This window comes from Streptomyces sp. NPDC056527, assembly GCF_042794475.1.
GTDB lineage: Bacteria > Actinomycetota > Actinomycetes > Streptomycetales > Streptomycetaceae > Streptomyces.
The window spans coordinates 41,851-67,353 of the sequence record NZ_JBHTTQ010000003.1; the positions used below are offsets into that span (position 1 = coordinate 41,851).

At 72.3% G+C, this 25,503-nt stretch carries 23 protein-coding genes; 11 read left to right on the plus strand and 12 right to left on the minus strand.

The features are described from left to right. The first annotated feature begins 118 nt into the window (after positions 1-118). From ACFQ7Q_RS02620 to ACFQ7Q_RS02630, 3 genes are all read left to right on the plus strand, one after another. Positions 119-853 (plus strand): ABC transporter ATP-binding protein, encoded by a 735-nt coding sequence (locus ACFQ7Q_RS02620; RefSeq protein WP_383548819.1) that lies wholly within the window; start codon positions 119-121, stop codon positions 851-853. Continuing rightward, positions 850-3,705: an FtsX-like permease family protein gene (locus ACFQ7Q_RS02625; RefSeq protein ID WP_383548822.1), complete on the plus strand. Its 2,856-nt coding sequence runs from the start codon at positions 850-852 to the stop codon at positions 3,703-3,705. The genes ACFQ7Q_RS02620 and ACFQ7Q_RS02625 overlap by 4 nt, the downstream gene beginning before the upstream one ends. Positions 3,706-3,801: 96 nt before the next feature. Then, positions 3,802-4,347, plus strand: a complete 546-nt coding sequence (locus tag ACFQ7Q_RS02630) for a bacterial proteasome activator family protein (protein WP_383548824.1) — start codon at positions 3,802-3,804, stop codon at positions 4,345-4,347. A gap of 83 nt (positions 4,348-4,430) precedes the next feature. On the opposite strand, the gene ACFQ7Q_RS02635 is transcribed toward ACFQ7Q_RS02630, so the two are convergent. From ACFQ7Q_RS02635 to pdhA, 7 genes are all read right to left on the minus strand, one after another. Then, the gene (locus tag ACFQ7Q_RS02635) at positions 4,431-5,417 is read right to left on the minus strand and encodes an NAD(P)H-quinone oxidoreductase (protein ID WP_383548826.1); all 987 of its coding nucleotides are present in this window, start codon (positions 5,415-5,417) and stop codon (positions 4,431-4,433) included. Positions 5,418-5,427: 10 nt separating this feature from the next. Continuing rightward, positions 5,428-6,486 carry a potassium channel family protein gene (locus ACFQ7Q_RS02640; RefSeq protein WP_383549110.1) on the minus strand — a complete coding sequence of 353 codons (1,059 nt, stop codon included), beginning with the start codon at positions 6,484-6,486 and terminating at the stop codon, positions 5,428-5,430. 20 nt (positions 6,487-6,506) lie between these two features. After that, entirely contained in the window at positions 6,507-8,162 is a 1,656-nt protein-coding gene (locus tag ACFQ7Q_RS02645) for a molybdopterin-binding protein (protein ID WP_383548829.1), read from the minus strand. Further along, positions 8,159-9,037 (minus strand): NTP transferase domain-containing protein, encoded by an 879-nt coding sequence (locus tag ACFQ7Q_RS02650; protein ID WP_383548832.1) that lies wholly within the window; start codon positions 9,035-9,037, stop codon positions 8,159-8,161. The genes ACFQ7Q_RS02645 and ACFQ7Q_RS02650 overlap by 4 nt, the downstream gene beginning before the upstream one ends. Before the next feature lie 133 nt (positions 9,038-9,170). Next, complete coding sequence (locus ACFQ7Q_RS02655; RefSeq protein WP_383548834.1) at positions 9,171-10,490, minus strand: dihydrolipoamide acetyltransferase family protein; 1,320 nt, start codon at positions 10,488-10,490, stop codon at positions 9,171-9,173. Further along, positions 10,490-11,515: an alpha-ketoacid dehydrogenase subunit beta gene (locus ACFQ7Q_RS02660; RefSeq protein ID WP_383548837.1), complete on the minus strand. Its 1,026-nt coding sequence runs from the start codon at positions 11,513-11,515 to the stop codon at positions 10,490-10,492. The genes ACFQ7Q_RS02655 and ACFQ7Q_RS02660 overlap by 1 nt, the downstream gene beginning before the upstream one ends. Then, a complete protein-coding gene (pdhA, locus tag ACFQ7Q_RS02665) occupies positions 11,515-12,672 on the minus strand; it encodes a pyruvate dehydrogenase (acetyl-transferring) E1 component subunit alpha (protein WP_383548839.1) in 1,158 nt (385 codons plus the stop codon). Before pdhA ends, ACFQ7Q_RS02660 begins: the two co-directional genes overlap by 1 nt. Positions 12,673-12,849: 177 nt before the next feature. On the opposite strand from pdhA, the gene ACFQ7Q_RS02670 reads away from it, so the two are divergent. Then, the gene (locus ACFQ7Q_RS02670; RefSeq protein ID WP_383548842.1) at positions 12,850-13,395 is read left to right on the plus strand and encodes an Lrp/AsnC family transcriptional regulator; all 546 of its coding nucleotides are present in this window, start codon (positions 12,850-12,852) and stop codon (positions 13,393-13,395) included. 304 nt (positions 13,396-13,699) lie between these two features. Here the strand turns inward: ACFQ7Q_RS02670 and ACFQ7Q_RS02675 are convergent, their stop codons facing one another. After that, positions 13,700-14,293, minus strand: coding sequence for a TetR/AcrR family transcriptional regulator (locus tag ACFQ7Q_RS02675; protein ID WP_383548844.1), 594 nt, complete (start codon positions 14,291-14,293; stop codon positions 13,700-13,702). Continuing rightward, complete coding sequence (locus ACFQ7Q_RS02680; RefSeq protein ID WP_383548847.1) at positions 14,290-15,927, minus strand: 3-hydroxyacyl-CoA dehydrogenase; 1,638 nt, start codon at positions 15,925-15,927, stop codon at positions 14,290-14,292. The genes ACFQ7Q_RS02675 and ACFQ7Q_RS02680 overlap by 4 nt, the downstream gene beginning before the upstream one ends. Positions 15,928-16,051: 124 nt before the next feature. On the opposite strand from ACFQ7Q_RS02680, the gene paaN reads away from it, so the two are divergent. Further along, positions 16,052-17,749, plus strand: coding sequence for a phenylacetic acid degradation protein PaaN (paaN, locus tag ACFQ7Q_RS02685; protein WP_383548850.1), 1,698 nt, complete (start codon positions 16,052-16,054; stop codon positions 17,747-17,749). Between the two features lie 20 nt (positions 17,750-17,769). On the opposite strand, the gene ACFQ7Q_RS02690 is transcribed toward paaN, so the two are convergent. The 3 genes from ACFQ7Q_RS02690 to ACFQ7Q_RS02700 form a co-directional block, all read right to left on the minus strand. After that, a complete protein-coding gene (locus ACFQ7Q_RS02690; protein ID WP_383548853.1) occupies positions 17,770-18,450 on the minus strand; it encodes a TrmH family RNA methyltransferase in 681 nt (226 codons plus the stop codon). Next, on the minus strand, positions 18,447-19,658 hold the full coding sequence (locus ACFQ7Q_RS02695) for an HTTM domain-containing protein (RefSeq protein ID WP_383549113.1): 1,212 nt from the start codon (positions 19,656-19,658) through the stop codon (positions 18,447-18,449). Before ACFQ7Q_RS02695 ends, ACFQ7Q_RS02690 begins: the two co-directional genes overlap by 4 nt. Positions 19,659-19,828: 170 nt before the next feature. Further along, on the minus strand, positions 19,829-20,557 hold the full coding sequence (locus tag ACFQ7Q_RS02700) for a DUF5819 family protein (protein ID WP_383548856.1): 729 nt from the start codon (positions 20,555-20,557) through the stop codon (positions 19,829-19,831). Between the two features lie 170 nt (positions 20,558-20,727). Here ACFQ7Q_RS02700 and paaA point away from each other — a divergent pair, with 170 nt between their 5' ends. From paaA to ACFQ7Q_RS02730, 6 genes are all read left to right on the plus strand, one after another. After that, entirely contained in the window at positions 20,728-21,702 is a 975-nt protein-coding gene (gene paaA, locus ACFQ7Q_RS02705) for a 1,2-phenylacetyl-CoA epoxidase subunit PaaA (protein ID WP_383549116.1), read from the plus strand. Continuing rightward, positions 21,699-21,986: a 1,2-phenylacetyl-CoA epoxidase subunit PaaB gene (gene paaB / locus ACFQ7Q_RS02710; protein ID WP_260228409.1), complete on the plus strand. Its 288-nt coding sequence runs from the start codon at positions 21,699-21,701 to the stop codon at positions 21,984-21,986. The genes paaA and paaB overlap by 4 nt, the downstream gene beginning before the upstream one ends. After that, complete coding sequence (gene paaC, locus ACFQ7Q_RS02715; protein ID WP_383548859.1) at positions 21,983-22,708, plus strand: 1,2-phenylacetyl-CoA epoxidase subunit PaaC; 726 nt, start codon at positions 21,983-21,985, stop codon at positions 22,706-22,708. Before paaB ends, paaC begins: the two co-directional genes overlap by 4 nt. After that, the gene (paaD, locus tag ACFQ7Q_RS02720; RefSeq protein WP_383548861.1) at positions 22,702-23,199 is read left to right on the plus strand and encodes a 1,2-phenylacetyl-CoA epoxidase subunit PaaD; all 498 of its coding nucleotides are present in this window, start codon (positions 22,702-22,704) and stop codon (positions 23,197-23,199) included. Before paaC ends, paaD begins: the two co-directional genes overlap by 7 nt. Beyond that, positions 23,200-24,288 carry a 2Fe-2S iron-sulfur cluster-binding protein gene (locus ACFQ7Q_RS02725; protein ID WP_383548864.1) on the plus strand — a complete coding sequence of 363 codons (1,089 nt, stop codon included), beginning with the start codon at positions 23,200-23,202 and terminating at the stop codon, positions 24,286-24,288. Between the two features lie 79 nt (positions 24,289-24,367). Next, entirely contained in the window at positions 24,368-25,501 is a 1,134-nt protein-coding gene (locus tag ACFQ7Q_RS02730; protein WP_383549119.1) for an acyl-CoA dehydrogenase family protein, read from the plus strand. Positions 25,502-25,503: the final 2 nt, after the last annotated feature.

Genomic DNA, 25,503 nt, shown 5'->3' on the forward strand with positions numbered 1-25,503 from the left:
CACCACCACCTCAACCGCTCCGTACGAGACCAACCGCTCCGTACGACACCGCACGCGACCTCACGTGACCGCACGTCACGCGAGCGTCCGTCGGCGTACGCCCAAGGGGGACCCCTCCATGTCCACACAGCAGCCCGTGCTGCAACTGCAGAACCTGACCCGTGTCCACGGCTCCGGCGAGACCGAGGTGCACGCCCTGCGCGGCATCGACCTCGATGTCTTCCCCGGTGAACTCGTCGCCGTCATGGGCCCGTCCGGCTCCGGCAAGTCCACCCTGCTCACCATCGCGGGCGGCCTCGACACCCCCTCCTCCGGCCGGGTGATCGTCGAGAACACCGACATCACCACCGCCGGCCGCAAGGCCCTCGCGGCCCTGCGCCGCCGCAGCATCGGGTACGTCTTCCAGGACTACAACCTGATCCCCGCGCTCACGGCAGCCGAGAACGTCGCCCTGCCCCGCGAGCTGGACGGCACCTCCGCGCGCAAGGCGCGTGGCGAGGCCCTCGCCGCGCTGGAGGAGATGGACCTGGGTCACCTCGCCGACCGCTTCCCCGACGAGATGTCCGGCGGCCAGCAGCAGCGTGTGGCCATCGCCCGAGCCCTCGTCGGCGACCGTCGTCTCGTCCTGGCCGACGAGCCCACCGGCGCCCTGGACTCCGAGACCGGAGAGTCCGTCCTCGCCCTGCTCCGCTCGCGCTGCGACGCCGGTGCCGCGGGCGTGCTCGTCACCCACGAGCCGCGGTTCGCCGCCTGGGCCGACCGCGTCGTCTTCCTTCGGGACGGCGCCGTCGTCGACCAGACCGTACGCAGCGACGCCGACTCGCTCCTCTCGGGCCAGGCGGCCGAGCGGTGAACAACTGGTTCCACTCCTGGCGCGCCGCGATCCGCATCGCCCGCCGTGACGCCTGGCGCTACAAGGGCCGCAGCTTCCTGGTCCTCGCCATGATCGCCCTGCCCATCCTGGGTGTCAGCGCCGCCGATCTGACCTTCCGCAGCTCCGAGCTGTCCACCGAGGAGAGCCTGGACCGGACGATCGGCGCCGCCGACGCCCGGTTCACCGACGCCGCCGTGGCCGGCGTGCCGATCCTCCAGTCGCCCGACGGCCAGATGAACACGCCGGCGCAGGACTACGGCGACAAGGTCTGGCCCAGCGGCACCACCGATGTCCCCAAGACCTTCCCTGCCGGATCGACCACCCTGACGGACAGCTCCGGAAACGCGAAGCTCACCACCGTCCACGGCCTGCTCCAGACCGAGGTCCGTGAGCTCAAGGCCGCCGACCCGATCGCCAAGGGCATCATGTCCCTCCAGGAGGGACGCTTCCCGGAGAAGGCGGACGAGTTCGCCGCCACCACGCACTTCCTGGAGAGCAGCGGTCTGTCGATCGGTTCGACCCTGTCCGCGCGTGGCTACGAGAGGACCTACCGGATCGTCGGCTCCTACGAGCTCCCGAACGATCTGAAGGCCGACCAGGTCAACGCCCTGCCGGGCGCCTTCCTCGCCCCGTACGCGAAGGTGGCCGAGAAGGCCGGCATCACCCAGGGTGGAGTCGAGACCACGTACCTGGTGAAGGCCGCCGGTGGTTTCACGTGGAACACCGTGCAGCAGATCAACACCAAGGGCGTCGCCGTCGTCTCGCGCGCCGTGCTGCTCGACCCGCCCGCCGACTCCGAGGTCCCGCTGTACCAGAAGGAGGGCTGGGGCACCTACGAGTCCAGCACGGGCGCCCAGGCCGCCGAACTCGCCGCGGTCGGCACGGTCGTCGGCCTCGCGATGCTGGAGATCTGCCTGCTGGCCGGACCCGCGTTCGCCGTCGGCGCGCGACGCTCGCGCCGTCAGCTGGGACTCGTCGGCGCCAACGGCGGCGACCGGCGCCACATCCGGGCCATCGTCCTCGGCGGCGGTCTGGTCATCGGTGTCGCCGCCGCCGTCACCGGCACGGTCCTCGCGCTGATCCTGACCTTCGCCCTCCAGCCGGTCCTCGAGGACTCGTTCGGGCAGCGGTTCGGCAGCTTCGACATACGCCCCCTGGAACTGCTCGCCATCGCGTTGCTCGCCGTCCTGACCGGCGTCCTGTCCGCGATCGTCCCGGCCGTCACCGCCTCCCGGCAGACCGTCCTGGCCTCGCTCACCGGCCGTCGCGGTGTCCGCCGCAGCAGCCGTGTGCTGCCGCTGGTCGGGCTCGGCGCCCTGCTCCTGGGAGCCGCGATCGCACTGTACGGATCGGTGGTCTCCGACCAGTTCGTCATCGTCGCCGGCGGCAGCGCCATCGCCGAGCTGGGCGTGGTCGCCATGACCCCCGCCCTCGTGGGTCTCTTCGGCCGGACCGGCCGCTGGCTGCCCCTGTCGCCGCGGCTCGCCCTGCGGGACGCCGTGCGCAACCGGGGGCGTACGGCACCCGCCGTCGCCGCCGTGCTCGCCGCCGTCGCGGGAACCGTCGCCGTCTCCACGTACACGGCCAGCTCCGATGCGCAGGAGCGGGCCGAGTACCGGGCGAGCCTGCCGCACGGCGCGGTCTCCGCCCTCGTCATGGAGGACGGCGGCCGGGACGTCCCGGCGGTCCGCGATGCCGTCCAGCGCCATCTGCCCATCGACGTCCGCGCGGACGTCGAGCGTGTGCAGGTCGGCAAGCCCAACTGCCAGCCCTATATGGACTCCCCGGGCTGCGGCAGGTCCGAGATCGTCATCCCGAAGGCCAACGAGTGCCCGCTGTGGACCTCCGAGGGCGACGAGGCACCCTCGGAGAGGTTCACCAAGGAACAGCTGCGCAAGCTCGCCGAGGACTGGCGCTGCAAGTCGAGCAACGACGGCGGCATCTACGTCGAGGGCGGGCTGCTGATCGGCGACGCCAAGGTTCTCAAGGTCCTCGGGATCAACGACTCGGGAGCCGAGAAGGCCCTCGCCGAGGGCAAAATCGTTTCCTTCTCCAAGCCCCAGGTCGATCAGGGCGGAAAGATCTCCGTCAAGCTGGTCGCCGACACGATGAAGGCCAGCGAGGCCGAGCAGGCCGGCAAGCCCGTCCCGGGTGAGATCAAGACGCTGCCCGCCTACCAGGTGCCCGCCGGGAAGAAGTCGTACGGCGTCCAGGCCCTCCTCACCCCGGCCACCGCCAAGGCCGCCGGCTTCGGCACGGCGCCGCTGGGCTCGCTGTTCTCCACCGACACGATGCCCACCAGCGAGCAGCGCCAGAAGCTCGACGGCGAGATCGCCAGGATCGGCAGCGACGTCGAGCTGCGCGTCGAGGACGGCTTCGTCGGCAAGAGCAGCATCGTGCTCCTCTCGCTGGCCGTCTTCGCCGGGCTCGTGACCATCGGCGCCGCCGGTATCGCGACCGGACTGGCGCAGGCCGACGCGGAGGCCGACCTCAAGACGCTCTCCGCCGTCGGAGCACCCCCGCGGGTCCGCCGCACTCTCAGCGGCTTCCAGTGCGGGGTGGTCGCCGCGATGGGTGTGATCCTCGGGTCGGCCGCCGGAGTGCTGCCGGCGATGGGCCTGCGGCTCACCGAGGGGCGCGAACGCGAGCGCTTCTACCAGGAGAGCCTCGACCAGGGCTGGGGCGCCATGGACGCGCCTCCGTACGTGCCGATCGTCGTCCCCTGGGAGACGCTGGTGGCGCTCCTGGTGCTCGTGCCGATCGGCGCCGCGCTCCTGGCGGCCCTGGTCACCCGCTCGCGCGGGGCCCTGGCCCGCCGCGCCGCGATCTGATCGGACCGTTGCCGTCCTGTGCCCCCGGAGAAGGGTGGATCACCCTCCTCCGGGGGCACACCGTGTGGTGAGGCACGTGTGCGAGAGAATGGCGGCATGGAGATGCCGAGGAATGAACGGTCGCAGGAGAGCCCCCAGGTCCTCATCGTGGGACAGGACGGAATGGCGCTCGGCGGCACTCAGGGTGACGACGAATCCCGCGAGGTCCCGGTGACGGAAATGGTCGAGCAGCCTGCGAAGGTCATGCGCATCGGCAGCATGATCAAGCAGCTCCTGGAGGAAGTACGCGCGGCACCTCTCGACGAGGCCAGCCGGGTCAGGCTCAAGGACATCCACGCCAGCTCCGTGAAGGAGCTCGAAGACGGGCTCGCGCCCGAACTGGTCGAGGAACTGGAGCGTCTCTCCCTGCCGTTCACGGACGAGGCGATTCCCTCCGAGGCGGAACTGCGCATCGCACAGGCCCAGTTGGTCGGCTGGCTGGAGGGCCTGTTCCACGGAATCCAGACGGCGCTGTTCGCCCAGCAGATGGCGGCCCGCGCCCAGTTGGAGCAGATGCGCCGGGCGCTTCCGCCGGGTGCGTCGCACGACGATGACGACGAGCAGGGCCACGGACACGCGGTCCGCTCGGGGCCGTACCTGTAGTCCGGTAGGGCGTCCGACGCAAGGGAAGGGCCCGGCACACGGTGTGTGCCGGGCCCTTCCGTGCGCCGGGGCTCCGGGTCGGCTCAGGCCCGCGGGGCCAGCAGCAGGACCTTGCCCACGTGCGAACCCGAGTCCAGCGCCCGGTGGGCCTCGGAGGCGTCGGGCATCGGCACCGTACGGTCGACCACGGGGCGTACCGTGCCCGCGCCGATCAGCGGCCAGATGTGCTCACGCACCGCGGCGACGATGGCCGCCTTCTCGTGCAGCGGGCGGGCACGCAGCGTGGTCGCGGTGATCGCCGCACGCTTGGCGAGCAGCGCGCCGAGGTTCAGCTCGCCCTTCACCCCGCCCTGCATCCCGATGATCGCCAGCCGGCCGTTGACCGCGAGGGCCTTCACATTGCGGTCCAGGTACTTCGCCCCGACGATGTCGAGGATCACATCCGCCCCGGCCCCGTCGGTGGCCTTGCGCAGCTCCTCGACGAAGTCCTGCTCGCGGTAGTCGATCAGGATGTCCGCGCCCAGCTCGGCGCACCGCGCCAGCTTCTCCGGGCCGCCGGCGGTGACGGCGACCCGTGCGCCGATCGCCTTGGCCAGCTGGATCGCCATGGTGCCGATGCCGCTCGCACCGCCGTGCACCAGGAGCGTCTCGCCGGGCCGCAGGTGGGCGATCATGAAGACGTTCGACCAGACGGTGCTGGTCACCTCGGGCAGCGCCGCGGCCGTGACCAGGTCCATCCCGTCCGGTACGGGAAGCAGCTGGCCGACGGGCACCACGACCTTCTCCGCGTAACCGCCGCCCACGAGCAGCGCGCACACCTCGTCGCCGACGGACCAGCCGGACACCCCCGGCCCGAGCGCGGTGATCCGCCCGGAGCATTCGAGGCCGGGGTACGGGGACGTGCCCGGCGGCGGGTCGTAGAAGCCCTGTCGCTGGAGCAGATCGGCACGGTTGACGGCGCTCGCCACCACCTCGACGAGGACCTCGCCCTCGCCGGGCACGGGATCGGGCACCTCGGCCCAGACGAGGGCCTCGGGGCCGCCGGGTTCCGGAATCGTGATCGCATGCATGGCGGCGAGGCTACTCGGGCGGCGGCGACAGCGGAGTGACGGACGCCGCCCGGACGATCGTGATCACACGGTCCGTCAACTGCAGCGGGCTGGCGGCGGGATCGTCGTATCCGAGCAGCCGGTGCCCGCGCAACACACTGACCACCAGGTCCTCGGTCTCCCGTACGTTCTTGCCCACCTCGGCCTTTATCACCGGCCGTTCGACCAGATCGAGGCCCGAGCCCTGCTGGATCAGGTCCTCCATCACCGTGCCCGCGCTGGGGCTGAGCACGGAGAGACCGAGCAGGCGGCCGGCGGCGCTGGCGCTGGTGATCACGGCATCCGCACCGGACTGGCGCAGCAGCGGCGCGTTCTCCTCCTCACGGACCGCGGCGACGATCTTCGCGCCCCTGTTGAGCTGCCGGGCGGTGAGCGCCACCAGCACGGCGGTGTCGTCGCGCTGGGTGGCGATGACGATCTGACGGGCCTTCTGGACCTCGGCACGGAGCAGCACATCGCTGCGGGTCGCGTCGCCGACGACGCCGACGAAGCCGTCCGCGTTCGCCGTCTCGATCACCTTGGTCGAGGGGTCGACGATGACGATCTGATCCTTGCGAAGCCCCGTCGCACAGAGTGTCTGAATCGCCGAGCGGCCCTTGGTGCCGAAGCCGACGACGACGGTGTGGTCACGCAAGGTGGACCTCCAGCGGTTCAGCCGCCACTCCTCCCGGGTCCGTTCGGTGAGGACCTCGAGAGTGGTGCCGACCAGGATGATCAGGAACAGGACGCGCAGGGGCGTGACCACCAGGATGTTCACGAGCCGCGCGGAGTCGCTGTACGGGACGATGTCGCCGTATCCCGTGGTGGAGAGGGTGACGGTCGCGTAGTAGGCGCTGTCGAGGAAGTCCAGGCTGCCGTCGGCGTTGTCGTTGTAGCCCCCACGATCGATGTAGACGATCACGGTGGTCAGGGCCAGCACCCCGAGGGCCATCAGCAGCCGCTTGGTCACCTGCCGCAGAGGCTTCTCGACGACGCGCCGGGGCATCCGGATCCGGGACGGGGACGTCTTCTCGTCCGCGTTCCGGGCCATGACGTCACGGCTGGGAAGTTTCACGTGAAACACGCTCCTTGGGACGCGCCGGGACCTGGTGCCTGGCCCGGGGCCACCGGCCAGGGGAGGTCGAGGATCTCCAGTGCGTCCCCCGACCGCGCGCCCCCGGGCGGCACGACGGCCATCCCGTCCGCGGCGGCGATGCCCCTGAGCATCGCCGGGCCGTTGTAGTGCAGCGGCACGACCTCGTCGCCCCGGTGGACGACCGGGACGAGCCGGGTGTCGTACGGATGGCCTTGGACCTCGTCCCTCACGGAGACGCGGTACGGCGGCTGGAACGGGGCGCCCGCGAGGGCGTGCAGCAGCGGCTCGGCCAGCGTGAGCAGTCCGGAGACGGCGGCGAGGGGGTTGCCGGGCAGGCCGACCAGGTGCCGGTCGCCGTCGAGGCGGGCGAGCAGCATCGGGTGGCCGGGACGGACCTTCACCCCGTCGACGAGGAGTACGGCTCCGGCCTTGGCGAGGACCGGGTGGACGTGGTCGACGGGCCCCGCTGCCGTGCCCCCGGTGGTGATCACGAGGTCGGCCTCGGAACCGGTGACGGCGGCGTACAGGGCGTCGGCGTCGTCGCCGATCCGCCGGGTGGCGAGCACGTCGGCGCCGAGCGCGTTCAGCCAGGGGCCGAGCATGGGGCCGAGGGCGTCACGGATCAGACCGTCGTGGGGGAGTCCCTCGGTCAGCAGCTCGTCGCCGAGGACGAGGACCTCCACACGCGGGCGGGGCAGGGTCGCCAGCTCGTCGTAGCCGGCCGCCGCGGCGAGACCGAGAACGGCGGGGGTCACCACGGTTCCGGCGGGCAGCAGCCGGTCGCCGGAGCGGCACTCCTGTCCGCGCGGGCGGATGTCCTGGCCGGGCAGGACCTCGCGCCGGGCATGCAGATGGCCGCCGGCGTCCGTGCGGGAGTGCTCGCTGCGGATGACCGCGGTGGTCTCGGGCGGGACGCGGGCGCCGGTGGCGATCCGTACCGCCGTGCCGTCCGCGAGCGGCGCGAGGGGCGCGTGGCCTGCGAGTACCGCGCCCTCTTCATTGATCTGCCACGGACCGGGTCCCGCGACCGCCCAGCCGTCCATGGCCGAGGTGTCGAAGGACGGCAGATCGGTGAGCGCGCGGAGCGGCTCGGCGAGGACCTGCCCGAGGGCCTGTCCGAGGGGCATACGACGAGCTTCCCGGCCGCCCCCGCCCGCCTCCCCGGCCCGCACGGCAACCGCCCGGGCAGCGGGCCAGGCGGTGGCGCGGTGAGGCTGGGCGGGGTGGGGGTCGGTGCGGGGGGACGGGTCGGGGTGGGGCTCGGCCCGGTGGGACGGGCCGGTGCGGGGGGACTCGGCCCGGTGGGACGGGCTGGGGTGGGGGTCGCCGGGGCGCGGGTCGGCGGACGCGGGTCCAGGCGACGCGGGGCCGGCGGGCGCGGGGTCGGCGGACCGTTCGCCGGAGCCGGTCGCGGGGCCGGTGGACCGTTCGCCGGAGCCGGACGCGGCGGATCGGTAGGCGGCGTCGCGCGGCTCGGCGGGCCGGGGCCCTGCCGGCCGGGATGCGGCGGCGCGGGGCTGGGCGCGCGGCGGGGCGACGAGGGCGAGGGCCTCGTCGCTGCCGTCGCTCTCGGGCTCGGAGGCGGCCTCCGGGCCGGTCCCGGGCTCGGCCGCCCGCTCCTGTGAGGTCATCCGGCTTCGCCCTGCCCCGCTTCGCCCTGCTCCGCCTCGGCGGCCCAGCGGTTGGCGAGGGCGGCGGCCTTGCGGGCGGCCTCGGCGACCGCCTTGGGGCCGCCGTCGCCACCGGCCGCCTGCGCCGCCGCGTACCCGACCAGGAACGTGGTCAGCGGCGCGGCCGGGCGGGCCACCCCGTGGGCGGCGTCCCGGGCCAGGTCGAGCAGCACGCCGGTGTCGACGTCGATCTCGATGCCCAGCTCGTCCTTGACTGCGGTGATCCATTCGTCCAACACGTTCCCATGCTCCCTGATGCGGGCCCTGGCCGCGGCAATGTCCTCCCAGGTGTCGCAGTCGAAGGAGGCGAGAGGCTCCGCGGCGACCCGGACGATGTGGAGCTCCCGCGTGAGCAGACGCAGCGGGAGGCCGGCGAGGGTGCCGTGAGCGTCGGCGATGAGAGCCAGCTCACGCCGGAGCGCGTCCGTGCGGTACGCGGCCACGAGCGGCTGGTCCCGGCCGTCGGCGTCGACCAGCAGCGCGGCGTCGGCGTCGGACGCGGTGGACAGGGCGTCCAGGAGCTGCCGGCCGGTGCCCTCGTCGAGGAACGGCAGGTCGGCGGAGAGGACGAGCGCGGTGTCGGCGGCGACCTCGCGCACCCCGGCGTCGAGCGCGGCCAACGGCCCCCCGCCGGGGGGCTCTTCCCTGGCCCACACCACGGGGCGGACGGTCGTCCGCCGACCGCCGACGACCACGGTGCGCCCGGCGCCCCGGCATCCCGCGAGGACCCGGTCGAGCAGCGCCCGGCCGCCGACCCGTACCGCGGGCTTGTCCGCCCCGCCGAGCCGCTTCGCGGCACCCCCGGCGAGGACGATGGCGTCATACACGGTCGTCATCCCAGCAGTATGGTCCGCGCCCGCCCGGTACGACCCCGAAGATCGCCGCCTGTCTCACGTACGGAGACAGGCGGCCGATCAGGGTGATCCGCGCGACCTCGCGCACCACGGCCTACCGGCGCGGCGGGCGACGTCAGAGCGTGCGGAGCAGGACCGCGGGGTGCTCGACGCAGTCCGCGACGTAGCGCAGGAAGCCGCCCGCGGTGCCGCCGTCGCAGACGCGGTGGTCGAAGGTCAGCGACAGCTGGACGACCTGGCGCACGGCCAGCTCTCCCTCGTGGACCCACGGCTTGGGGATGATCCGGCCCACCCCGAGCATCGCCGCCTCGGGGTGGTTGATGATCGGCGTCGATCCGTCGACCCCGAACACCCCGTAGTTGTTCAGCGTGAACGTCCCGCCGGTCAGGTCCGCCGGCGTCAGCGTCCCCTGCCGGGCGGACTCGGTCAGCCGCCCGAACTCCTCCGTCAGCGACTCCGCCGTCCGCGTGCCCGCGTCCCGGACCACCGGGACGACCAGTCCACGTGGGGTCTGCGCCGCGAACCCGAGGTGCACCGACGGCAGCCGGACGATCTCCCGGGCCGCCGTGTCCACCGTGGAGTTGAGCTCCGGGAAGCGGGCGAGGGCATGGGTGCAGATCCGGGCGAGCAGCGCGAGCAGCGAGATCTTCGGCCCGCCCGCCGCGTTCATCGCGGCCCGCGCCGCCATGAGTTCGGTGGCGTCGGCGTCGACCCAGCAGGTCGCGTCCGGGATCTCCGTACGGCTGCGCGAGAGCTTGTCGGCCACGGCGCCGCGGACTCCGCGCAGCGGAATGCGCTCGCCGGCGGCGACGGTCGCGGGCGCCGAGGCGGCGGCCGGAGCAGCTGCCGGGCGCTCGGCGACGGCCAGGGCCGACTCGACGTCCGCCCGCAGGATCAGTCCTGCCGGACCGGATCCGCGCACGTCGCGCAGGTCGAGCCCCTTGTCCCGGGCCAGCTTCCGCACGAGCGGGGAGATCACCGGCACGGGCCCCTCGGGAAGCGCCGGCTTCACGGGCGCCGCCACCTGGGCGACGGGTGTCGCCGGGGCGGCGTCCTTGCGGACGCGGCGCCGGCGCGCCGCCGGTCCCGCCGTGCCGTAGCCGACGAGCACGTTGCCGGAGTACTCCGAGGACTCTGCGTCCTCGGCGGCCGCCGCCGACTTCGCGGGCGCCGCCACGGGAGCTTCCGTCCCGCCCACGGCGACCGTCAGCAGCGGTGCGCCGACGGGCAGTTCGGCGCCCTCCTCGCCGAAGCGGGCGGTGACCACCCCGCCGTAGGGACACGGCACCTCGACCATCGCCTTGGCGGTCTCGACCTCGACGACCGGCTGGTCGATGGCGACGACGTCGCCGACGTTCACCAGCCAGCGCACGATCTCCGCCTCGGTCAGCCCCTCGCCGAGGTCCGGCAGCTTGAACTCGAGCACCTGGGCCATCAGCTCCCCGCCTCCCACTGCAGCCGCGCCACCGCGTCGAGCACCCGGTCCACGCCCGGCAGATGGTGCCGCTCCAGCATCGGCGGCGGGTACGGGATGTCGAAGCCGGCGACCCGCAGTACGGGCGCCTCCAGGTGGTGGAAGCAGCGCTCGGTCACGCGCGCGGCGATCTCCCCACCCGGGCCGCCGAACCCGGCCGACTCGTGCACGACGACCGCCCGACCGGTGCGCCGTACCGACGCGCTGACGGTCTCGTCGTCGAACGGCACCAGCGAGCGGAGGTCGACGACCTCCAGGTCCCAGCCCTCCGCCTGGGCGGCCTCGGCCGCCTCCAGGCAGACCGGCACGGACGGCCCGTAGGTGATCAGCGTGGCGCTGGTGCCGCGGCGCCGTACGACGGCCTTGCCGATCGGCTCCACCTGCGTGGGCGCCTCGGGCGACCAGTCGGACTTCGACCAGTAGAGCCGCTTGGGCTCCAGGAAGACGACCGGGTCGTCGGAGGCGATCGCCGCCCGCAGCAGCCCGTACGCGTCCTCGACCGTGGCCGGGGTGACGACATGGAGACCCGGGGTCGCCATGTAGTACGCCTCGGAGGAGTCGCTGTGGTGCTCGACGCCGCCGATCCCGCCGCCGTACGGCACCCGGATCACCATCGGCATCGGCATCGCGCCGCGGGTGCGGTTCCGCATCCGCGAGACGTGGCTGATCAGCTGCTCGAACGCCGGGTAGGCGAAGGCGTCGAACTGCATCTCCACGACCGGCCGCAGCCCGTACATCGCCATGCCGACGGCCGTGCCCAGGATGCCGGCCTCGGCCAGCGGGGTGTCCGTACAGCGGTCCTCGCCGAACTCCTTGGCGAGGCCGTCGGTCACCCGGAAGACACCGCCGAGCGTGCCGACGTCCTCGCCCATGACGTGCACGGTCGGGTCCTCGGCCATCGCGTCCCGCATGGCCCGCTGCAGCGCCTGGGCCATCGTGGCCGGCTTCGCGGGCTTGGCGGGCTTGGCCGCCACCTGGGTCGTCATCACGCCTCGCTCTCGGCGTCGAGCTCGGCCCGCAGCTGCGCGGCCTGCTCGCGCAGCTGGGTGGTCTGCTCGGCGTAGACGTGCGCGAACAGGTCCATCGGGTCGAGGACCGGCTCGGCGTTCATCCGCTCGCGCAGCGCCGCCGCCATCGTCTCGGCGGCCTCGGCCGCGGCCCGCTTGCCGTCCTCGTCGAGCATCCCGCGCTCCGTCAGCTCCCGCTCGAGGAGCAGGATCGGGTCGTGTGCCCGCCACGCCTCGACCTCGCTGTCGCCGCGGTAGCGGGTGGCGTCGTCGGCGTTGGTGTGGGCCTCGATGCGGTACGTGACCGCCTCGATCAGGGTCGGTCCACCGCCGCGACGCGCGCGTGCCACGGCCTCGGTGAGCACCTGGTGGACGGCGACGGCGTCGTTGCCGTCCACGAGTCGGCCGGGCATGCCGTATCCGACGGCCTTGTGGGCCAGGGAGGGGGCCGCGGTCTGCTTGGCGAGCGGCACGGAGATCGCGAAGCCGTTGTTCTGCACCAGGAAGACCACGGGGGCCTGCCAGACGGCCGCGAAGTTCAGCGCCTCGTGGAAGTCGCCCTCGCTGGTGCCGCCGTCGCCGACCATGGCGAGCGCGACCACGTCGTCGCCCTTGAGCCGGGCGGCGTGGGCCAGGCCCACCGCGTGCGGGAGCTGGGTGGCGAGAGGCGTGGACAGCGGCGCTATGCGGTGCTCACGCGGGTCGTACCCGGTGTGCCAGTCGCCGCGCAGCAGCGTCAGCGCCTGGACCGGGTCGAGGCCCCGGGCGACGGCCGCGAGGGTGTCGCGGTACGAGGGGAACAGCCAGTCCCGGTCCTCCAGGGCCAGCGCGGCCGCGACCTCGCAGGCCTCCTGGCCGGTCGTGGACGGGTACACGGCGAGCCGGCCCTGCTTGGTGAGGGCCGTGGCCTGCGCGTTGTACCGCCGGCCGCGCACCAGCTCCGCGTAGAGCCGCCGCAGCAGCTCGGGGTCGGCGGCGGCCACCGCGTCCGTGCCGAGGACACGGAACGGCTCGGCGTCGGGCAGCAGGGGGGCCGGGTCGGTGCGCGGCTTCCACGCCGGGGGCGGGGTGGGCCGGTAGTCAGTGGCACCGGGCGGCTCTTGGACTGTCGAACTGCGCTGTTGCAACGAGTCCACCTCCTCGTGGGAGCGGGCATAAGACCCGAAGGCGGGTGGCGCGGGTGTGGCGCGCCTCACCTACCGATTGTTCGGTCGTGGAGGCATTTTGGCTACAGGCACCCTCAGCCTGTGGACAATCGGTTCTCCACAGCCTGGGATAGGAGCATGTCGTCCATGGGAGAGAGGCGGGGGGACATGGCGGATGAACAAATGGCCGAGAGCTGGGAGCGGGAGCTCGCCCAGCCGCCGGGCACGGCGCCCGGTGGGGCGTCCCAGGGGCCCCAGGGCCCTCCGGCGCGCCCGCTGGACGCCATCGACCGGGACATCCTGCGCATCCTCCAGACGGATGGTCGCGCCTCGATACGTTCCGTGGCCGAGCGGGTCCATGTGTCCAGGGCCAACGCCTACGCGCGTATCAACCGGCTGATCGACGACGGGGTGATCCGCGGCTTCAGCGCCCGGGTGAACCACGAGCGCGCGGGCCAGGGCGCCTCCGCCTACATCACTCTCAAGATCGTCCAGAACTCCTGGCGCACCGTGCGCGAGCAGCTCCAGGCCCTGCCCGGCGCCGCGCACATCGCGCTGGTCAGCGGGGACTTCGACGTCCTGCTGCTGGTCCACACCCCCGACAACCGGACCCTGCGCGAGCTGGTGCTCACCAAGCTCCAGTCGATCCCCGAGGTGCTCTCCACCCGCACGCTGCTGGTCTTCGAGGAGACGGACCTCGACCCGGACCACTGAGGAGACCCCGCACGGGCCCGGAGGGCCGGTACAGGTGGGAGGGCCCGGTGCAGGCCTGGAAGGCCCCGTACAGGCCGAGAGGGTCAGTACAAGGCGGGGAGGCCGTACAGGCTGGGGAGGCCGTACAGGCCGAGAAGGCTCGTACAGGCCGAGGGGCCGCGTACAGGCGCCAGGAGGGCGAGTACAGGCCGAGAAGGCTCGTGCAAGGCCACAGGGCCCGCACTCAGCCATGACCCCGGCCCGTACAACGCCAGAGGGCCCTGTACAGACCTCTGGCGGTCTCCACAGGGCCCTCTCGGCTGCTTCAGCGGGCCGTACGCAGCCCGTCGAACGCGAGGTGCACGACGGTGTCGGCGAGCTGCTCGCGCACCGCGTCGGCGCCCGGCAGCGGCCGGTACCACTCCACCAGCGAGTTGATCATGCCGAAGAGCAGTCGCGTGGCCAGCTTGATGTCCACGTCGGCCCGCAGGTCGCCGTCGGCCACGGCCGCCTTCAGCAGCTCGGCCACCCTGTGGTCGAACTCCCGGCGCCGCTCCATCGCCCACCGCTCGGTGTCGGTGTTGCCCCGGACCCGCAGCAGCAGCGTCACGTACGGAAGCTCCGCCATCAGCACCTCGACGGTGCGCCGGGTGACGTACTCGACCCGCTCGATGGCCCGCCCGCGCCCCGCGCCCGGCTCGTCGAGGATCGCGAAGAGCCCGTCGATGGCCCGACTGACGGCCCGCCGCAGCAGCTCCTCCTTGCCCGCGACATGGTGGTATATCGACGACTTGGAGATCCCCGCGGCCTTGGAGAGGTGCTCCATGGACGTGCCGTCGTAGCCGCGCTCGTTGAAGACGCGCACGGCGACGGAGAGCAGCGTCTCGGGGGTGTACGTGTCGCGCTTCGCGGTGGTCATGCCGTCGCCTCCCGCGCGGCCGCGGCCGCCTCGGCGGCGACCCGCTCGGCGGCGGCCCGGCGGAGCAGCGCCTGCGAGGGGGCGTAGCGGCCCGTCGGGTACTCCTCGTGGAGGTTCGACAGCATCTCCAGGACCCAGCCGGCGCCCAGCTCCTCGCCCCAGGCGCGCGGCCCGCGCGGGTAGTTCACGCCGAGCCGCATCGCGGTGTCGATGTCGTCGCCGTCGGCCACGCCGCGCGCGGCGGCGTCGAAGGCGAAGTCGGCGAGCATCGCGACCGTACGGCCGACGATCATGCCGGGGATGTCGCGGATGACGCTGACTTCCTTGCCCGCCGCCTGGAACAGGCCGATCGCCTCCTGGAGGGCCACGTCGTCCACGGTGGCCGAGGGCGCGAGCGCGATCCGGGCGCAGCCGTGGAAGTCCAGAGCCAGGTCGATGTGGACGACCGGCATCGCGGCGTCGTCGGCCGAGGTCCCGTCGGCGAGGAAGAGCCGGGTGCCGCTCGGCAGCTCGATCCAGCCCGGGTAGCCGGGCACGGCGTCTTCGCCGAACTCGACGGGGATCGCGGCTTCCTGGATCCGCTCCACCAGGCCGCGCAGGTGCTCGACGTCGCCCTGGACCGTCACGGAGGCCGGCGGCTCGGCCGGGGGCGCGGTGTGCGGCTCGGGGGCCGCCGCGCCGTCCGCGTAGGGGTACCAGCCCTGCCCCGACTTGCGTCCGAGCCGAGCCGACTCGACGAGGCGCCGCTGGGCGAGGGACGGCGTGAACTTCGGGTCCTGGTAGAAGGAGTCCCACACGGACCGGGTGACGGCCTCGTTGACGTCCTGGCCGATGAGGTCGGTCAGTTCGAAGGGGCCCATCCGGAAGCCGCCGCATTCGCGCAGCACCGCGTCGATGGTGGCGGGATCGGCCGCGCCCTCCTCGTACACGCGCAGCGCCTCCGCGTAGAAGGGCCGGGCTATCCGGTTCACGATGAACCCGGGGGTGTCGGCGCAGCGCACCGGCGTCTTGCCCCAGCCCTTAGCGGTCTCGTACGCGCGCGTGGCGGCGGATTCGTCGGTGGCGAAGCCGCTGACGACCTCGACGAGCGGGAGCAGCGGGGCGGGGTTGAAGAAGTGCAGCCCGACGAACCGGCCGGGCAGCCGCAGCCCTCCCGCGATCGCGGTGACGGAGAGGGAGGAGGTGTTGGTGGCGAGCAGGGTGTCGTCGCCGACGATCTTCTCGAGTTCGCCGAAGAGCTGCTGCTTGACCGGGAGGTGCTCGACGATCGCCTCGACGACGAGCGCGGCGTCGGCCAGTTCGGTCAGCTCTGCCGCGGCGTGCAGCCGGGCGACGGCTCCGTCGCGCTCGGCCCGATCCATCCGCCCCTTCTCGACGAGGCGGTCCAGGCGGGCGGCGAGGGCGCTCACGGCCTCCTCGGCCCGGCCGGGCGCGCTGTCGTAGAGCCGGACGGGATGGCCGGCGACCAGGGCGACCTGCGCGATTCCCTGGCCCATGGTCCCCGTGCCGACGACGGCGACGGTCCGGCTCCGTTCGATGGCGTCTGTGCCGGACTCGGGCACGGAAACCGGCGCGGGCTTCGGCGCGGAATCCGATACGGCGTCCGGCGCGGAATCGCTCACATTGGCGGTCATGCGACTGATCCTCCCCGATGGGTTGTCCACAGCTTCGACAGACCCCCTTGTCCCGACCGATCGTTCGGTTACTCTAACTCTGTCCGTCCCTTACTGCCCAGCTCAACGAGGAGTTGGTCCTGCCATGGCCGCCGCTCAGCTGACCACCGACGCTCTGGCCGAGAAGCACCGGTCCACACTCGACCAGGCTCTCGACACCATCCGCACCCGTGCCTACTGGTCGCCCCACCCCGAGCACCCGAAGGCATACGGCGAGAACGGCTCGCTGGACGCCGCCGCCGGTCTCGACGCGTACAAGGCACTGCTCGACAACCGCTTCGAGCTGGACCAGCCCGGCACGGACGGCTGGACCGGTGGCGAGATCTCGCCGTACGGCCCGGCGCTCGGCGTGGAGTACCCGCACGCCGACATCGACGTCCTGCTGCCCGCGATGCGCGCCGGCATGGCCGCCTGGCGCGAGGCCGGACCCGAGGTCCGCGCCCTGGTCTCGCTCGAGATCCTCGCCCGGATCTCCGCCCGCACCCACGAGTTCGCGCACGCGGTGATGCACACCAGCGGCCAGGCCTTCATGATGGCGTTCCAGGCCGGCGGCCCGCACGCGCAGGACCGCGGCCTCGAAGCGGTGGCGTACGCGTACGCGGAGCAGACCCGCACCCCCGGCGGCACCGCCCCCTGGTCCAAGCCGCAGGGCAAGCGGGACCCGCTGGAGCTGACCAAGCAGTTCACCCCGGTCGCCCGCGGCATCGCGCTGATGATCGGCTGCAACACCTTCCCGACCTGGAACGGCTACCCGGGCCTGTTCGCCTCCCTGGCCACCGGTAACGCGGTCCTGGTCAAGCCCCACCCCCGGGCCGTCCTCCCGCTGGCGCTCACGGTCCGTGTGGCCCGTGAGGTCCTCGCCGAGGCCGGCTTCGACCCGAACCTGGTCGCGCTGGCCGTCGAGCGGCCCGGCGAGGGCATCGCCAAGACCCTGGCCGTCCGCCCCGAGGTCCGGATCATCGACTACACCGGCTCCACCGCCTTCGGCGACTGGCTGGAGGCCAACGCCCGCCAGGCGCAGGTCTACACGGAGAAGGCCGGCGTCAACACGGTCGTCGTCGACTCCACCGACGACTACAAGGGGATGCTCTCCAACCTGGCCTTCTCCCTGTCCCTGTACAGCGGCCAGATGTGCACGACCCCGCAGAACCTGCTGATCCCCCGCGACGGCATCACCACCGACGCGGGCACCAAGTCGTACGACGAGGTGGTCGCCGATCTCGCGGCGGCGGTGGGTGGCCTGCTCGGCGACGACGCCCGGGCGAACGCCCTGCTCGGCGCGCTGGTCAACCCCGACGTGAAGGCGCGACTGGAGGCCGCGGCCGGCCTGGGCGAGGTGGCGCTGGCCTCCCGCGAGGTCGCGAACCCGGACTTCCCGGGCGCCGTCGTCCGTACGCCGGTCATCGTGAAGCTGGACGGCTCCAAGCCCGACGCGGACGCCGCGTACTTCTCCGAGTGCTTCGGTCCGGTGTCCTTCGCCGTCTCCGTCGACTCGACCGCCGACGCCCTCGAACTGCTGCGGCGCACGGTCCGCGAGAAGGGCGCGATGACGGTCGGGGCGTACACCACCTCGGCCGACACCGAGCGCGCCGTCGAGGAGGTCTGCCTGGAGGAGTCGGCCCAGCTGTCGCTGAACCTGACGGGCGGGGTCTACGTCAACCAGACGGCGGCGTTCTCCGACTTCCACGGCTCCGGCGGCAATCCGGCCGCGAACGCGGCCCTGTGCGACGCGGCCTTCGTCGCCAACCGCTTCCGGGTGGTGGAGGTCCGCCGCCAGGCGTGAGCCGCGGTCTCGCGGAGGCCCTACGGGGTCTCCGCGAGCCCTGCCGTTCCCTCGATCTCGGCGTACCGCTGCACCCACGCGTGCATCGCGATCGCGGCCGCGGCACCGGCGTTGATCGACCGGGTCGAACCGAACTGGGCGATCGAGCAGACCTTCTCCGCGTGCTTCCGGGCCTCCTCGGTGAGGCCCGGCCCCTCCTGGCCGAAGAGCAGGACACAGCGCCGCGGCAGCACGGTCCGCTCCAGCGGCACCGCGCCCGGCAGGTTGTCGATCCCGATGATCGGCAGACCCTCGGCCGCGGCCCACGCGGTCAGCGACTCGGTGTCCGGGTGGTGGCGCACATGCTGGTAGCGGTCCGTGACCATCGCCCCGCGCCGGTTCCAGCGCCGGCGACCCACGATGTGGATCTCCTTCGCCAGGAACGCGTTCGCGGTCCGCACCACCGACCCGATGTTGAAGTCGTGGCCCCAGTTCTCCACGGCGACATGGAAGTCGTGACGGCGGGTGTCCAGGTCGGCGACGACCGCCTCGCGCGTCCAGTACCGGTACCGGTCGACGACATTGCGCCGATCCCCGCCGACCAGCAGCTCGGGGTCGTAGCGCTCGCCGTCCGGCCAGGGCAGCGGATGCGGCCCGACACCGACCTCGGGGGCGTACCCCTCGTCGTACTGGATCGGCTCGGACTGCTCTGCGGTGCTCACCCCACGAGGGTACGGGCGGCGGGTTCCTCACTCGAACGGCGCTGGTCGGGCACCTTCCCACCCCTCCGGGACAGCAGCCTGTCCCGGCCGAGCCCCACCCGCGCGCCCAGCCAGACCAGGAACGCCGTCGGCAGGAACACCGCGTCCGCGGAGATCATCGCGAGCGAGAACAGGGGCAGCCCGAGCAGCACCGCGATCCCGGCGTGCTCCAGCATCATCGCCACCAGCAGGACGTTCTTGACCTTGCGGTTGAACAGCGCGAAGGGGAACGCGACCTGGATCAGCACGGTGCCGTAGGTCAACACCATCACCATCACGCCGCTGGAGCCGAGGAAGTCGGAGAGCGCGGGCCACGGAGTGAAGTAGTCCAGCTGGAGCGGGTAGTACAGCGCGGTGCCGTCCTGCCAGCGCGAACCCTGGATCTTGTACCAGCCGGCCGTGGCGTAGATCAGACAGACCTCGGCCATGATCACGACGAGCGTCGCGTTGTGGGCGAGATTGGCGAGGACGTCGAGGAGCGTGCGCGGCTCGCCCGGGGCGTAGCGGCACACCGCCCACCACAGCGCCTGCGCCAGCCACAGCACCCACATCAGCACCAGCAGCCAGGTGGAGCCGGTGACACCGAGGAAGTAGGTGGCGACGAGCAGGAAGCCTCCGAGGACCACCCACAGCAGAGGTCCGACGACGTCACGGCGTGGTGTCAGACCGTCGGCCGCGGCGCGGGCCTCGCGGGCCGCCCGGCGGGCGTCCAGGGACCAGACCTGGCCGCAGCGGGTCAGGACGAGGTAGATCGCGGCGAGGTGGATGACGTTGTCGCCGCCGTCGCCCACGAAGACGGAGCGATTCTGCAGGGACAGCACGCCGACCATGAAGACCACCGACATGGCGCGGGTGCGCCAGCCGACCAGCAGCAGCGCGGCGGAGAGCACGGCGAGCACGTAGACGAACTCGAACCAGAGCCCGCCGTCCGACCACATCAGCACCGTGAACGCGCTGTTGTCGGCGATCAGCTGCCGGCCCATCTCCCACGACCAGGGGCTTTCGGGGCCGTACAGCTCATGACGGTGGGGCAGCTCGCGCAGCAGGAAGAGCAGCCAGGTGAGCGAGAAGCCGATCCGGATGATCGCGCTCTGGTACGGCCCGAGGGCGTTGGCGGTGACCCGCTGGATGGCCCGCGCGAGCCGCCGGTCGAAGGGCTCGCGGGGCAGGCCGGGGGCGGCGTACGCACCCGGGGCCGCGTGGTCGCCGGAGGTCTGGTGCACGGGGGCCTGGTCCTGAGCTGCCAGGTTCTCCGGGGCCTGGTCCTGGGACGGCCGGTTCTGGGACGGCTGGTCCTGGGACGGCTGGTTCTCAGGCGCCTGGTTCTGGGAGGGCTGGTTCACCGGGCCGCCTCCGTACGGACGTCCTTCGCACCACCGGGCAGATCGGCGGCGGTCACCTTCCACCACGGGTACTCCCGGTGGACGGGGTCGGTGGAGGTCTTCTCGGTGCTCCACGACGGGGCCGGGACGGCACGCACGGTGGTACGGAGCTGGATCCGCTTCACCGCGCCGTCGAGGCGCTGCTCGTCGAGGCGGAGCATCACGATCCGGCGGACGTAGCTCTCGGAGAGCCGGCCGCGCAGCCCTTGGGCCCGATGGTCCTCGGTGTGGGTGTTCAGATAGAAGTCCCACGCCCGGCGGAGCTCGTTCTGCTCCGTGTGGCTGGGGAGGAGGCTGCCGCGGACGGCCTCGGTGTCCTGCGCGGTCAGATCGATCCAGCCGGTGGTGCGCCGGGAGCCGTCGGCCGCGGCGACCTCCGCGCGAACCTGGACGGCGTTGTTCTGCTGGAGCGGGTTGGGCGCGAAGAGCTTCCAGTTCTGCTCGAACTCGGGGTAGATCCAGTCGTCGACGACCGCTCCGTGCTGCTTGGTGAGCGTGTTCGACGGTGCGACGTGGAGAAACACCATCGCGAGATGGACCAGGGCGAAGACGCCCGCGCCGGCCAGCGCGACGGCCGCGACGACCTGGTACGGAAGCGAGAGCGAGGCGATCCCGACGCCCGTTCGGGGCCCCGGTCCGGTGGCTGGGCGCGCTTCACGCGTGCCCGTGTCGTCGTACGAGTCCATCCCGCCCCGATCCCCGATTCGTCCACCGCTGTTATCCACAGGGTTGACACCATACGGGCCGCCGACCGACCATTGAAGTCATTCAACCGAACGATCGGTCGGTAGGGGGTCCGATGACCACAGGGACGTCAGCGACAGCGGTGACCGCGGGCGCACAGGACGCACAGTCCATGCGGGACGCGGCCACGGCAGCGACCCACGCCGCCTACGAGGCGGTGTTCGACGCCGCCGTCGCCGCCGACGAGCGCATCGAGCCACGCGACTGGATGCCCGACGCCTATCGGGCGTCGCTCGTCCGCCAGATCGCGCAACACGCGCACTCCGAGATCATCGGAATGCAGCCCGAGGCCAACTGGATCACCCGCGCGCCCTCACTGCGCCGCAAAGCGATCCTCATGGCCAAGGTCCAGGACGAAGCCGGCCACGGTCTCTACCTGTACAGCGCGGCGGAGACCCTCGGCACCAGCCGCGACGAGCTGCTCGACAAGCTCCACTCCGGCCGCCAGAAGTACTCCTCGATCTTCAACTACCCCACGCTGACCTGGGCCGACGTCGGCGCGATCGGCTGGCTCGTGGACGGCGCCGCCATCACCAACCAGGTCCCGCTCTGCCGCTGCTCCTACGGCCCGTACGCCCGCGCGATGGTCCGCGTCTGCAAGGAGGAGTCCTTCCACCAGCGCCAGGGCTACGAAGCCCTGCTCGCCCTCTCCCGCGGCACCGAGGCCCAGCACGCCATGGCCCAGGACGCGGTCGACCGCTGGTGGTGGCCCTCCCTGATGATGTTCGGCCCCCCGGACGACGAGTCGGCGCACTCCGCCCAGTCCATGGCCTGGAAGATCAAGCGCCACTCCAACGACGAGCTGCGCCAACGCTTCGTCGACATCGCCGTCCCCCAGGCCGAGGCCCTCGGGCTCACCCTCCCCGACCCGGACCTGAAGTGGAACGAGGAGCGCGGACACCACGACTTCGGCGCCATCGACTGGACCGAGTTCTGGGACGTCCTCAAGGGCAACGGCCCCTGCAACGAACAGCGGCTCGACAAGCGCCGCCAGGCCCACGAGGACGGCGCCTGGGTCAGGGACGCCGCCGCGGCATACGCAGACAAGCACGCACAGCAGCAGAAGCACGGGGAGGCAGGCGCATGACCACCGACGGATGGCCCCTGTGGGAGGTGTTCGTGCGCTCGCGCCGCGGACTGTCCCACACCCACGCGGGCAGCCTCCACGCGCCGGACGCCGAGATGGCCCTGCGCAACGCCCGCGACCTGTACACCCGCCGGAACGAAGGCGTATCGATCTGGGTGGTCCCCTCCGCCGCGATCACCGCGTCCTCGCCCGACGAGAAGGACCCCTTCTTCGAGCCGTCGGCGGACAAGCCCTACCGCCACCCGACCTTCTACGAGATCCCCGAGGGAGTGAAGCACCTGTGACCGCGCAGACCACCGCGACCACGACCGCCGCCCTCGCCCTCGGCGACGACGCCCTCGTCCTCTCCCACCGCCTGGGGGAGTGGGCCGGCAGCGCGCCCGTACTGGAAGAGGAGGTCGCCCTCGCCAACATCGCACTCGACCTGCTCGGCCAGGCACGCATCCTGCTCTCGCTCGTCGGCGACGAGGACGAGCTCGCCTACCTCCGCGAGGAACGGGCCTTCCGCAACACCCAGCTGGTCGAACAGCCCAACGGCGACTTCGCCCACACCATCGCGCGCCAGCTCTACTTCTCCACCTACCAGCGGCTCCTCTACGGCCGGTTGGCCACCGGCGGCGGGCCCCTGAGCGGACTCGCGGCCAAAGCCGTCAAGGAAGTCGCCTACCACCAGGACCACGCCGAACACTGGACCCTGCGCCTCGGCGACGGCACCCCCGAGAGCCACGACCGGATGCAGCGGGCCTGCGACGCGCTCTGGCGCTACACCGGCGAGCTGTTCCAGCCCGTCGACGGCCTCGACGTCGACCACGAAGCCCTGCAGAGCGCCTGGCTCGCCTCCGTCACCGCCGTCCTCGAAAAGGCCACCCTCACCGTCCCCGGCGGGCCCCGCACCGGCGCCTGGGCCGCGGGAGCGGGCCGACAGGGCCTGCACACCGAATCCTTCGGCCGGATGCTCGCCGAGATGCAGCACCTGCACCGCAGCCACCCGGGGGCGACATGGTGACCATGACGGACCTGGAGCAGGAACTGAGCCGGATCGCCGGCGCCGTCCCCGACCCCGAGCTGCCCGTCCTCACCCTCGGCGAACTCGGCGTCCTGCGCGGCGTCCAGGTCCTCGGCACCGGCCGCGTCGAGGTCGAGCTGACCCCCACGTACACCGGCTGCCCCGCCATCGAAGCGATGTCCAGCGACATCGAGCACGCACTGCACGAGCACGGCGTGCCCGAGGTCACCGTCGTCACCGTCCTCGCACCCGCCTGGTCGACGGACGACATCAGCGACGAAGGACGGCGCAAGCTCGCCGAATTCGGCATCGCCCCGCCCCGCCCCCAAGGCCCCGCAGGCGGACCCGTCGCCCTCACCCTGGCGATCCGCTGCCCGAACTGCGGCTCCACCGACACCGAACTGCTCAGCCGGTTCTCCTCCACCGCCTGCAAGGCGCTGCGCCGCTGCACCGCCTGCCGCGAACCGTTCGACCACTTCAAGGAGTTGTAGATGCAGTCCTCACGCCCCGGACGGGCCGGGTTCCATCCGCTCCGGGTGAGCGAGGTCGAGCAGCTCACGGACGACTCGGTGGCCGTCACCTTCGCGGTCCCGCCCGAGCTGCGCGAGGCCTACCGCCACACCCCCGGCCAGCACCTCGCCCTGCGCCGCACCACCCGGGACGGCGAAGAGATCCGCCGCACCTACTCGATCTGCGCCGCCGCCACCCCCGAAGGCCAGGACCCCGTCCTGCGCGTCGGCATCCGGCTCGTCGACGGCGGCGAGTTCTCCACGTACGCCCTCAAGGAACTGGCCGTCGGCGACACCGTCGAGGTCATGGAACCGATGGGCCGCTTCACCCTCGCCCCCCGCCCCGGACGCTTCGCGGCCGTCGTCGGCGGCAGCGGCATCACCCCGGTCCTGTCGATGGCGGCCACCCTCCTCGCGGCGGAACCGGACGCCCGGTTCTACCTCGTACGGAGCGACCGCACCGCCTCCTCCACGATGTTCCTCGACGAGGTCGCCGACCTGAAGGACCGCCACCCCGACCGCTTCCAGCTCGTCACCGTGCTCTCCCGCGAGGAACAGCAGGCGGGCCTCCCCTCCGGACGCCTCGACAAGGAACGGCTCACCGGACTGCTCCCCGCACTCCTGCCCGTCGCCGACATCGACGGCTGGTTCCTGTGCGGCCCGTTCGGCCTCGTCCAGAGCGCCGAACACGCCCTGCGCGGACTCGGCGTCGACCGCACCCGGATCCACCAGGAGATCTTCCACGTCGACGACGGCTCTGCGCCCGCCCCGGCACCCCGCGCCGACGCACCCGTCCACGCCACCCTCACCGCGACCCTGCACGGCCGCTCCGGCAACTGGCCCGTACAGGAAGGCGAGACGCTCCTCGACACCGTCCTCCGCGCCCGCGCCGACGCCCCCTACGCCTGCAAGGGCGGAGTATGCGGCACCTGCCGCGCCTTCCTCGTCGACGGCGAAGTCCGGATGGACCGCAACTTCGCCCTGGAGCCGGAAGAGACCGAGGCCGGATACGTCCTGGCCTGCCAGTCCCACCCGGCCACCGCGGAAGTGGAGCTCGACTTCGACCGCTGAAGGCCCCGCGGCCATTCCCTTCGCCTAGAACCTGTTCTATCTTGACGATCCGTCAGATCGGCAACGGGAGGGCATGGCCGTGGACTTCACCTTCACCGAAGAACAGCAGGCGGCCGTCGAGGCGGCCAAAGCGGTCTTCTCCGGCGTCACACCCGACGGCGTACCGAGCCCCGCGCTCACCCCCCACGCCGTCGCCGACGACCTCGACCGACCCCTCTGGTCCCGCCTCGCCGCCTCCGACCTCCTCGGCCTCGTCCTCGCCCCCGAACACGGCGGCGCCGGACTCGACACCATCGCCCTCTGCCTCGTCCTGCGCGAATCAGCCCGCGTCCTCGCCCGCGTCCCCCTCCTGGAGACCAGCGCGGTCGCCATGACCATCCAGCGCTACGCCACCGACGACACAGCAGCCGAACTCCTCCCCCGCGTCGCCCGCGGCGAACTCGTCCTCACCGCCGCCGCAAACGGCCGCACCGGCCACGACCCCGCCGAACTCGCCGTCACCGCCCACCGCGACGGCACCCAATGGATCCTCGACGGCCTCCAGAGCGCCGTCCCCTGGGCCCACGGCGCCGACCGCATCGCCGTCCCCGCCCACACCACCGACGGTGGCACCGTCCTCGCGCTGCTCCCCCGCACCCACGACGGCCTCACCCTCGCCGAGCAGTACTCCACGAGCGGCGAACTCCTCGCCGAACTCCACCTCGACTCCGTCCGCCTCGACGGCGCCGACGTCATCGACACCGAAGGCGCCTGGGAATGGCTACGCGGCCTCCTCGCCACCGGAACCTGCGCCCTCGCCCTCGGCCTCGGCGAGAACGTCCTCACCATGACGAGCCAGTACACCGGCAAGCGCGAACAGTTCGGCCACCCCGTGGCCACCTTCCAAGCCGTCGCCGTCCAGGCCGCCGACCGCTACATAGACCTGCGCGCCATGGAAGTCACCCTCTGGCAAGCCGCCTGGCGCATCAGCACAGGAGCCGGCGGACCACTGCCCGCCGCCGCGGACATCGCCGTCGCCAAGATCTGGGCATCCGAAGGCGTCCGCCGCGTCGTCCAGACCGCCCAACACCTCCACGGAGGCTTCGGCGCCGACACCGACTACCCCCTGCACCGCTACCACGCCTGGGCCAAACAGCTCGAACTCGCCCTCGGCCCCGCCGCCGCCCACGAGGAAGCCCTCGGCGACCTGCTGGCCGCCCACCCCCTCGGCTGAAC

Coding starts and splice junctions, on each gene's coding strand:
- ACFQ7Q_RS02620 (WP_383548819.1), top strand. CDS start 119: ATGTCCACACAGCAGCCCGTGCTGCAACTGCAGAACCTGACCCGTGTC.
- ACFQ7Q_RS02630 (WP_383548824.1), top strand. CDS start 3,802: ATGGAGATGCCGAGGAATGAACGGTCGCAGGAGAGCCCCCAGGTCCTC.
- ACFQ7Q_RS02635 (WP_383548826.1), bottom strand. CDS start 5,417: ATGCATGCGATCACGATTCCGGAACCCGGCGGCCCCGAGGCCCTCGTC.
- ACFQ7Q_RS02640 (WP_383549110.1), bottom strand. CDS start 6,486: ATGGCCCGGAACGCGGACGAGAAGACGTCCCCGTCCCGGATCCGGATG.
- ACFQ7Q_RS02645 (WP_383548829.1), bottom strand. CDS start 8,162: ATGACCTCACAGGAGCGGGCGGCCGAGCCCGGGACCGGCCCGGAGGCC.
- ACFQ7Q_RS02650 (WP_383548832.1), bottom strand. CDS start 9,037: ATGACGACCGTGTATGACGCCATCGTCCTCGCCGGGGGTGCCGCGAAG.
- ACFQ7Q_RS02655 (WP_383548834.1), bottom strand. CDS start 10,490: ATGGCCCAGGTGCTCGAGTTCAAGCTGCCGGACCTCGGCGAGGGGCTG.
- ACFQ7Q_RS02660 (WP_383548837.1), bottom strand. CDS start 11,515: ATGACGACCCAGGTGGCGGCCAAGCCCGCCAAGCCCGCGAAGCCGGCC.
- ACFQ7Q_RS02670 (WP_383548842.1), top strand. CDS start 12,850: ATGGCGGATGAACAAATGGCCGAGAGCTGGGAGCGGGAGCTCGCCCAG.
- ACFQ7Q_RS02675 (WP_383548844.1), bottom strand. CDS start 14,293: ATGACCACCGCGAAGCGCGACACGTACACCCCCGAGACGCTGCTCTCC.
- ACFQ7Q_RS02680 (WP_383548847.1), bottom strand. CDS start 15,927: ATGACCGCCAATGTGAGCGATTCCGCGCCGGACGCCGTATCGGATTCC.
- paaN (WP_383548850.1), top strand. CDS start 16,052: ATGGCCGCCGCTCAGCTGACCACCGACGCTCTGGCCGAGAAGCACCGG.
- ACFQ7Q_RS02700 (WP_383548856.1), bottom strand. CDS start 20,557: ATGGACTCGTACGACGACACGGGCACGCGTGAAGCGCGCCCAGCCACC.
- paaA (WP_383549116.1), top strand. CDS start 20,728: ATGCGGGACGCGGCCACGGCAGCGACCCACGCCGCCTACGAGGCGGTG.
- paaB (WP_260228409.1), top strand. CDS start 21,699: ATGACCACCGACGGATGGCCCCTGTGGGAGGTGTTCGTGCGCTCGCGC.
- paaD (WP_383548861.1), top strand. CDS start 22,702: ATGGTGACCATGACGGACCTGGAGCAGGAACTGAGCCGGATCGCCGGC.
- ACFQ7Q_RS02725 (WP_383548864.1), top strand. CDS start 23,200: ATGCAGTCCTCACGCCCCGGACGGGCCGGGTTCCATCCGCTCCGGGTG.